This is a genomic window from Mycobacterium sp. TH-M25, from assembly GCF_057473665.1.
In genome coordinates this window covers 1-8,570 of record NZ_JBYCLA010000242.1, presented here as the reverse complement: position 1 = coordinate 8,570, position 8,570 = coordinate 1, and the positions used below count along the sequence as shown (strand labels likewise).

Below are 8,570 nucleotides of genomic sequence, written 5' to 3'. Positions count from 1 at the left end.
AGCAGTTGCTGGATGTCGACGAGGTCCGCAATGCGGTCCGACATACACCTTACCGCCTTTCATCACAAAGATCACCTGCTGGGTTACGCCGATGTCGACCAACGGATCTCCCGGCACGGCGATGATGTCGGCAAGCTGACCCTCGGCCAGCCGGCCCCGGTCGGTGACGTTGATCAACTCGGCCGCGACTGTGGTGGCGGCCCGCAGCACCGCCAGCGGCGGCATGCCCCACTCGACCAGCGTGACAAGCTCGTCGGCGTTCTTGCCATGTGGAATGGCCGGCGCATCCGTACCAACCGCGATCTTCACGCCGGCTTCGTAGGCGGCCTTGATCGACGTTTCCGCCTTGGGGAACATCTCGGCCGCTTTGTCTTGCAATACCTTCGGGGCGTGAGACACATCCATCGCCTGGGCGAGCCTGCGGGTGGTCACCAGAAACCGACCGTTGTCGACCAGCATCTGGATGGCCTCGTCGTCCATCAGGAACCCGTGCTCGATGCAGTCGATACCGCACGCGACCGCGTGTTTGACCGCTTCCGCGCCGTGGGTATGGGCGGCAACGCGCAGCCCGCGCCGATGCGCCTCGTCGACGATCGCTCGCAGTTCTTCGTCTGAATAGTGTTGCGCCCCAGCCTCGCCAGTCAACGACATGACGCCGCCGGAAACACATACCTTGATCAATTGCGCGCCATGCTTGATCTGGTAGCGCACCGCCTTGCGGACCTCGTCGACCCCGTTGGCGATGCCCTCCTCGACGGTGAGCTCGAGGGCGCCGGGCATGAACGCAGCGAACATCGTCGGGTCCAGGTGCCCGCCGGTGGGCGTGATCGCGTGGCCGGCCGGGACGATTCGGGGCCCGTCGATCCATCCCGCGTCGATGGCCTTGCCGAGCGCGACGTCGAGCAGGTAACCCCCGGTCTTGACGAACAATCCGAGGTTGCGCACGGTGGTGAACCCGGCTCGTAAGGTGCGACGGGCATTGCCGACGGCGCGCAGCACGCGGGTCGGGGGGTCGTCCTGCACCTGGGACAGCCCGGGCGTCTCGCCCCGCCCACCCATCAACAGGTTGACTTCCATGTCCATCAACCCCGGCAACAGGATCGAGTTGCCCAGGTCGATGGTCTCACCTTCGGGGGCGCCGCCGACACCGACGATCAGGTCTCCGTCGACGCGCAGGATGCCGGGCGAGATGATCTCGCCGGCGTCGACGTCGAGCAGGCCGGCAGCCTTGAGCGTGAGCACCGGTTAGATCACCGGCTCCCGAAGCACTTCGACCCAGGCCGCCCCGCTGTCGGGAACCCGCGGCTGCTTCCACGCCTCGATCGGGAACGACACCATGACCAGTGACTGCATGATGTGCATCAGCGTCCTCGCGTCCTCGGGAAGATCGTCCAAGGGGAACTTATCGCAGTACTCGATGACATCGTTGAGCTTGGGAAAAGCCACGTCGTAGAAGGCCTGCATCTCGGCCATCGTGGAGGACAACCGCTTGGCATACCGTTGCGGCTCGGTGGCCAGATCCCAGTCGAGATATGGTTCTAGAGCGACGAATTCAGACGGTAGCGGCATTGTTCTGGCGCTCCTTCGCCCATTTGGCGACGTAGTCGCCCGTGGTCTTGTGCAGGTGCCGGATCAGGATTTCCTGGTCGCAGAGCAGAAACTCCTTCACCGCCCGCGTGGCGATCATCGTCTGGGTCGCTTCCAGGGTGTTGGCATCCTGTAACGCGTATTCCTTGAACGTCACCGCGGCCAACTCCTGGGCCAGCCGTTCCCGCGCATTGCGCGGCGGAACGAAATACAGCGTGGATTCGAAGATGTGTTTGTCCACTGCGGTCGGCCAGTAATGGTAGGTCAAAAACCACCCAGGTTCCCAGATCAGCAGCATGAAGTTCGGATAGAACAGCCACGAGTCGATGCCCCACTGCGGCACTCGCTTCACGTTGACACCCGTTGGTAGCTCAAGGTTTTCGATGATCTCCGGCTTGTCCCAAGGCCCGAATAATCCGCTGCGCAGCACCTGGTCCATCGGTTTGACCATGGACATATCCGGGGGCGGCGCCTGGCCGCCCCAGGTTGACTGCAAGTTGTGCGGACCGGCCAATTCGTAGTGCAGCGCTTGGTAGCCGAACTTCTGGATCTTGGCGGCTTCCTCTTTGGTGTACTGACCCTGATGCAGGATCGGCGCGTGGTAGAACTCGACGAACGCGTCGATAAACAGCTTCCAGTTGCTGCCGACCTCGGCCCGATAGGAATAGGTCTCGGTCATCTCGTGGAAGGGGTAGCCCTCGATGCCCTTGGCCAGCGATCCGAGGTAATCGGTCAGCGGCTTGGCATGCTGGTCGAAGTTGATGAAGATGAAGCCTTCCCACAGCTCGCAGCGGACGCCGACCAGGCCGTAGTCGCTCTTGTCGACGTCGAAGAACTCCTCTTCCTGCTGGATGAAGGTCAGCTTGCCGTCGAGGTCGTAGCGCCAGGCGTGGTACTTGCAGGTGAACTGGCGGCAGGTACCCGAGGTCTCCTCGTTCGGAAAGTCGTTCCACACCAACTTGTTTCCGCGGTGGCGGCACACGTTGTGGTACGCCTTGACCGAGCCGTCCTTGGTCTTGACGATGATCACCGACATGCCCTTGCCCGCCGACGGGAGCTCTTTGGTGAAGTAGCTGCCGGTGCGCGGAAGGCGCTCCACCCGGCCGACGTTCAGCCAGGTGCGCTTGAACACCGCGTCACGCTCGGCTTCGAAGAACGCCGGATCGATCGAGTCGGTGTAATCCACCGGCGCGGTACCCAGTTCCGGATAGTTCTCGGTCCAACTACCCGCTTCGGGCTTGGGAAAGTGTGCCAACGTCCTTACCTCTCATGTGTTCCGCCGTCGTGGTCGTCTTCGACCTCGACGCCAAAAGTGTTCACTGCCATTGCCAGTGCGATGTAGTTGCCGACTGTAAAGACCAGGTCCATTCGCTGTTGTTCGTCGAGGTGTTCGCAGAGAACAGCCCAGGTCTGATCGGATACGTTGGTCTTCTCGTCGAGTTCATCGACGGCGCAGATCAGTGCGCGATCAAAGTCGTTGGCTGCGTGGCCGGATCGCGCCGCCTCGATGTCGGCGTCGGTCAACCCGACTTCCAAGCCCATCTCGACGTGATGCGACCACTCGTAGGCGCAGCCGCGGCGATGCGCGACGCGCAGAATTACCTGTTCGCGGACGCGGGGCGGCAGGGTTGACCCGTACAGCAGGTAGGTGCTGAATTTGAGGTACTCCCGAGTCAGCTTCGGATGGCGCGCCAGGGTGGACAGCAGCGTGCCGGCGTCCGCCGGGTTGCGCCGCTCCTCGGGAAGCATGATCGAGACCGCGCGGCGGGCGGCGTCGTCCCACTGGTCCGCCGGTAGCGGGGACACGCGCATGCGGGCTCCTCAGGTAAGAGAATCATATTCTCATATTTGACCAATAGGTTTCCATGAACTCCCGGATTGGTCAATCTTCGGTGCCTCACCTGCAGTGACTTTGCTCAGCCGGGCGGCCGCGAGCGGGGCCTCAATCCGTGTCGGACAGCGTCGGCGGTAGCCTCAAGATGTTGATTCTCGCGATTGGAGAAGCTAGTTTCCATAGAACAAGAGAAGCTGGCGGCGAGAGCGATTCGTGCACGGGCCGACCGCGGCTTCGCGACAATCACGAGATGGCGGCGAGCCAACGACCAGGTGGGTCTCGAATGGCCCCCACGGAGAGGATCGGGCAGTGAACAAAGACGACATGATTCTGATCAGCGTTGACGACCACACCGTCGAGCCACCGGACATGTTCAAGGACCACCTGCCGAAGAAATACGTCGACGACGCCCCGCGCCTGGTGCACAACGACGATGGGTCGGATACCTGGCAGTTCCGCGACACCATCATTCCCAACGTGGCGCTGAACGCGGTCGCCGGTCGCCCGAAAGAGGAGTACGGGCTGGAGCCGCAGGGCCTCGACGAGATCCGCCCGGGTTGTTACAACGTCGACGAGCGCGTCAAAGACATGAACGCCGGTGGCATCCTGGCCTCGATCTGTTTCCCGTCGTTCCCGGGCTTCGCCGGGCGGCTGTTCGCCACCGAAGACCACGACTTCTCGGTCGCGCTGGTGCAGGCCTACAACGACTGGCACATCGAGGACTGGTGCGGGGCTTACCCGGCACGGTTCATCCCGATGGCGATTCCGGTGATCTGGGACGCCGAAGAATGCGCCAAAGAGGTCCGACGGGTCTCCAAGAAGGGTGTGCACGCCCTGACCTTCACCGAGAACCCCGCGGCGATGGGTTATCCCAGCTTCCACAGTGACTATTGGACGCCGTTGTGGGAAGCGTTGTGCGACACCGACACCGTGATGAACGTGCACATCGGATCCTCGGGCCGGCTGGCGATCACGGCCCCCGACGCGCCGATGGACGTGATGATCACCCTGCAGCCGATGAACATCGTGCAGGCCGCAGCAGACCTGTTGTGGTCCAAGCCGATCAAGCAATACCCGGACCTCAAGGTCGCCCTGTCCGAGGGCGGCACCGGATGGATTCCCTACTTCCTCGAGCGCGCCGACCGCACCTACGAAATGCACTCGACGTGGACCCACCAGGACTTCAAGGGCAAGTTGCCCAGCGACGTGTTCCGCGAGCACTTCCTGACCTGCTTCATCAGCGACAAGGTGGGCGTCAAGCTGCGCAACATGATCGGCATCGACAACATCTGCTGGGAAGCCGACTACCCGCACAGCGACTCGATGTGGCCCGGCGCCCCCGAGGAACTCTGGGAAGTGCTGTCGGAGAACAACGTGCCGGACGACGAGATCAAGAAGATGTCGTACCAGAACGCGATGCGCTGGTACTCGTTCGACCCCTTCAGCCATATCACCGAAGCCCAGGCCACCGTGGGCGCATTGCGCAAGTCCGCTGAGGGACACGATGTTTCGATCCAGGCGCTCTCAAAGCACGAGCACGGCGGCGCCAGCTTCGCCGACTTCGCCGCCAGCGCGAAAGAACTGACCGGCAACAAGGACTGAGACACCACCGAAAGCCGGTGCTTGAACCGATCAAAGGAGATTTCGCAGTGGCCGGTGGTGGGATGAGCTTTGAGCTGACCGATGACCAGCAGCTGATCCGCACGTCGGTCGCTGAGCTGGCGTCGAAGTTCGACGACCAGTACTGGATGGAAAAAGACCTCGCGCACGAGTTCCCGCAGGAGTTCTACGACGCGATCGCCACCGGCGGCTGGCTCGGCATGACGATCCCCGAGGAATACGGCGGCCACGGACTCGGCATCACCGAGGCCACGCTGCTGCTCGAGGAGGTGTCGCGGTCGGGTGCGGCCATGAACGGCGCCAGCGCGATCCACCTGACGATCTTCGGCATGCAGCCGGTCGTCAAGCACGGCTCCGAGGAGTTGAAGGCCAGGACTCTTCCGCGAATCGTCAACGGCGATCTGCACGTGTGCTTCGGCGTCACCGAACCCGGTGCGGGCCTGGACACCTCGCGCATCACGACGTTCGCCAAGCGCGAAGGCGACACCTACCGGATCAACGGGCGCAAGGTCTGGATCTCCAAGGCGCTGGAGTCCGAGAAGATCCTGCTGCTGACCCGCACCACCCCCTTCGACGAGGTGACCAAGAAGACCGACGGCATGACGCTGTTCCTCACCGACCTCGATCGCGACCACGTCGACATCCGGCCGATCAAGAAGATGGGCCGCAACGCCGTCAGCTCCAACGAGGTCTTCATCGACGATTTGGTCGTCCCGGTCGAGGATCGCGTCGGCGACGAGGGCCAAGGCTTCAAGTACATCCTCGACGGTCTCAATCCGGAGCGGATGCTGATCGCCGCGGAGGCACTCGGCATCGGACGCGTCGCGCTGGAGAAGGCCGTCAAGTACGGCAACGAGCGCGTGGTGTTCGACCGTCCGATCGGGATGAATCAGGGTTTACAGTTCCCGCTGGCCGACTCGCTGGCCCGCCTGGACGCCGCGGAACTGGTGCTGCGCAAGGCCACCTGGCTCTATGACAACGGCAAACCCTGTGGCCGCGAAGCGAATACCGCCAAGTACCTCTGTGCCGACGCCGGATTCGGTGCGGCCGATCGGGCGCTGCAACTACACGGCGGCATGGGCTACTCGGAGGAGTACCACGTGTCGCGCTACTTCCGCGAGTCGCGTCTGATGAAGATTGCGCCGGTCAGTCAGGAGATGATTCTCAACTTCCTCGGCGAGCACGTCTTGGGAATGCCGCGGAGCTACTGATGAGATCAGGGCCGCTGACGGGCATCACCGTGGTGGCCCTCGAGCAAGCGGTGTCGGCGCCGATGTGCACCCGCGTGCTCGCCGATTTCGGTGCGCGGGTCATCAAGGTCGAGAATCCGCAGGGTGGGGACTTCGCCCGCTACTACGACGACGTCGTCAATGGGCTTGCCGCGCACTTTGTGTGGGCCAACCGTGGCAAGGAGTCGGTGACGCTCGATCTGAAAGCCGAGGCAGGGCGCGACATTCTGCACCGGTTGCTCGACCGCGCCGATGTGCTGGTGTCCAACCTCGCGCCAGGGTCGGTGTCGCGTCTCGGCCTCGGGGCCGCCGATCTGGAGCAGCGTCATCCGAACGTCATCGCGGTCGAGATCGACGGGTACGGTCCCGGCGGGCCACTGTCGCACAAGCGTGCCTACGATCTGCTGGTCCAGGCCGAGTCAGGCGCCTGCGCCGTCACCGGCAGTCCCGGCGCACCGGCGAAACCCGGCCCACCAGTGGCCGACATCAGCACCGGGTTGTACTCGGCGCTGTCGATTCTGGCGCTGCTGTATGCACGTGACGCGCAGTCGACTCCCGGTGGCCACGGCAACACGGTCGGGCTCAGCCTGCTCGACACCATGACGGAATTGATGGGGTACCCGCTGACCTACACCCGGTATTCCGGTATCAATCAGGAGCCGTTGGGCATGAGTTCGCCCGCAGTGGCACCCTACGGGTCCTATCGCACCGCTGACGGTCAGACCGTCGTACTGGGTACCACCAACGACGCTGAGTGGCAGCGGCTTTCACGACAGATGATCGGGCGCGACGATCTTGCCGGCGATCCACGATTCGCCCACAATTCCGGCCGCTGCGCGCACCGCGACATTTTGGACGAGGCGATCGGCGCCTGGTGCGCCGCGCACGACCTGGAGCATGTGCAGAAAACGGCCGACGCCGCCGGGATCGGGAATTCGCGCTACAACCTGCCCAGCGAAGTGCTGGTCCACCCGCAGCTGACGGCGCGTGACCGCTGGCGGCAGGTCGACACACCTGCCGGGCCGATTCAGGCTCTGCTGCCACCGCCCGTGATCGCCGGCTATCAGCCCCCGATGGGCGCGGTGCCCGGTCTGGGGCAGCACACCGATATGGTGCTCACCGAACTCGGCTACGGCGCTGACGAAATCGACGGCCTGCGAGGGCAGGGCGCCATCGGAGCGGCGTACCCCTGATGCCCGACGAGCCCGTGCTGCTGTGCAGCGACCGCGGCGGCGTGCGGACGCTGACCCTCAACCGGCCGCGGCGCAAGAATGCGATCAACCGCGAACTCTGGATCGAGCTGGCGCAGGCACTGACCGTCGCGGGCAAAGACGACGGCGTCCGCGCGCTGGTGCTGACCGGTGCCGGCGGGGCATTCTGCTCGGGCGCCGACATCTCGACCCCGGACGACGGTCATCCCGTCCACAAGCTGCAGCGGCTGACCGACGTCGCATTGGCGCTGCACGAGTTGTCGGTGCCGACGATCGCGAAGGTCCATGGCGTCGCGGTCGGGGCGGGCTGGAATCTGGCGCTGGGCTGCGACCTGGTGGTGGCGACTCCGGACTCGACCTTCTCGCAGATCTTTTCCAAACGGGGGCTGTCGGTCGACCTCGGCGGCTCATGGTTGCTACCGAAAATCGTCGGCCTGCAACAGGCCAAGCGACTGGTGTTGCTGGCCGAATTGATCGGAGCCGCTGAGGCCCACGCACTGGGTTTGGTGACGTGGGTGGTGGGCGCCGCCGAGATCGATACCTTCGTCGACGGCGTCGCGGCCCGACTCGCCGCCGGGCCACCGATTGCGTTGGCGCACAGCAAGGCGTTGTTGAACGAGGGCGCCGACCGGACCATGCGCGACGCCCTGGCCAACGAAGCCCGCGCACAGGTCGGTAACTTCGCCACGGTGGACTCGGCAGAGGCGTATGCCGCTTTCGCCGCCAAACGTGACCCGTCGTTCACGGGGCAGTGGGCGGTCAAGAGATCGGAGCAGAACAATGCGTGAAACAGTCATCGTCGAGGCCGTACGGACTCCGGTCGGCAAGCGCAACGGTGGCCTGTCGGCCATCCACGCCGCCGACCTTTCGGCCGTCGTGCTCAACGAACTCGTGGAGCGCGCCGGGATCGACCCGAACGTCATCGACGACGTCATCTGGGGATGCGTGTCGCAGGTCGGTGACCAGTCCAGCAACATCGGCCGTTACGCCGTGCTCGCCGCCGGCTGGCCCGCGCACTTTCGGGGCACCACTATCAACCGCGCCTGCGGCTCGTGCCAGCAGGCGCTCGACTTCGCCGCGCAGGCGGTG

9 protein-coding genes are annotated in these 8,570 nt (G+C 64.1%); 5 read left to right on the top strand and 4 right to left on the bottom strand.

Going from position 1 to position 8,570, the window contains the following annotated elements:
* The 4 genes from AC2VOU_RS08050 to AC2VOU_RS08035 all read right to left on the bottom strand — a co-directional run.
* Window positions 1-1,242: metal-dependent hydrolase family protein (locus tag AC2VOU_RS08050; protein WP_486956896.1), on the bottom strand; the 1,242-nt coding region annotated here is incomplete at its 3' end.
* 3 nt (window positions 1,243-1,245) lie between these two features.
* Window positions 1,246-1,569 (bottom strand): hypothetical protein, encoded by a 324-nt coding sequence (locus AC2VOU_RS08045; RefSeq protein ID WP_486956895.1) that lies wholly within the window; start codon window positions 1,567-1,569, stop codon window positions 1,246-1,248.
* The gene (locus AC2VOU_RS08040) at window positions 1,553-2,842 is read right to left on the bottom strand and encodes an aromatic ring-hydroxylating oxygenase subunit alpha (RefSeq protein ID WP_486956894.1); all 1,290 of its coding nucleotides are present in this window, start codon (window positions 2,840-2,842) and stop codon (window positions 1,553-1,555) included. Before AC2VOU_RS08040 ends, AC2VOU_RS08045 begins: the two co-directional genes overlap by 17 nt.
* 5 nt (window positions 2,843-2,847) lie before the next feature.
* Complete coding sequence (locus AC2VOU_RS08035) at window positions 2,848-3,399, bottom strand: carboxymuconolactone decarboxylase family protein (RefSeq protein ID WP_486956893.1); 552 nt, start codon at window positions 3,397-3,399, stop codon at window positions 2,848-2,850.
* Between the two features lie 331 nt (window positions 3,400-3,730).
* On the opposite strand from AC2VOU_RS08035, the gene AC2VOU_RS08030 reads away from it, so the two are divergent.
* From AC2VOU_RS08030 to AC2VOU_RS08010, 5 genes are all read left to right on the top strand, one after another.
* On the top strand, window positions 3,731-5,023 hold the full coding sequence (locus AC2VOU_RS08030) for an amidohydrolase family protein (RefSeq protein WP_486956892.1): 1,293 nt from the start codon (window positions 3,731-3,733) through the stop codon (window positions 5,021-5,023).
* A 62-nt stretch (window positions 5,024-5,085) separates the two neighbouring features.
* On the top strand, window positions 5,086-6,252 hold the full coding sequence (locus AC2VOU_RS08025; RefSeq protein ID WP_486956897.1) for an acyl-CoA dehydrogenase family protein: 1,167 nt from the start codon (window positions 5,086-5,088) through the stop codon (window positions 6,250-6,252).
* Complete coding sequence (locus AC2VOU_RS08020) at window positions 6,252-7,463, top strand: CaiB/BaiF CoA transferase family protein (protein ID WP_486956891.1); 1,212 nt, start codon at window positions 6,252-6,254, stop codon at window positions 7,461-7,463. The genes AC2VOU_RS08025 and AC2VOU_RS08020 overlap by 1 nt, the downstream gene beginning before the upstream one ends.
* Window positions 7,463-8,269, top strand: coding sequence for an enoyl-CoA hydratase/isomerase family protein (locus AC2VOU_RS08015; RefSeq protein ID WP_486956890.1), 807 nt, complete (start codon window positions 7,463-7,465; stop codon window positions 8,267-8,269). Before AC2VOU_RS08020 ends, AC2VOU_RS08015 begins: the two co-directional genes overlap by 1 nt.
* Window positions 8,262-8,570 (top strand): thiolase family protein (locus AC2VOU_RS08010; protein WP_486956889.1); only part of this gene is annotated, 309 nt, incomplete at its 3' end. The genes AC2VOU_RS08015 and AC2VOU_RS08010, both read left to right, overlap by 8 nt.

What these genes read in the sequence shown, in the direction of transcription:
- AC2VOU_RS08015 (WP_486956890.1), top strand. Translation starts at nt 7,463, where the DNA reads ATGCCCGACGAGCCCGTGCTGCTGTGCAGCGACCGCGGCGGCGTGCGG.
- AC2VOU_RS08035 (WP_486956893.1), bottom strand. Translation starts at nt 3,399, where the DNA reads ATGCGCGTGTCCCCGCTACCGGCGGACCAGTGGGACGACGCCGCCCGC.
- AC2VOU_RS08020 (WP_486956891.1), top strand. Translation starts at nt 6,252, where the DNA reads ATGAGATCAGGGCCGCTGACGGGCATCACCGTGGTGGCCCTCGAGCAA.
- AC2VOU_RS08025 (WP_486956897.1), top strand. Translation starts at nt 5,086, where the DNA reads ATGAGCTTTGAGCTGACCGATGACCAGCAGCTGATCCGCACGTCGGTC.
- AC2VOU_RS08045 (WP_486956895.1), bottom strand. Translation starts at nt 1,569, where the DNA reads ATGCCGCTACCGTCTGAATTCGTCGCTCTAGAACCATATCTCGACTGG.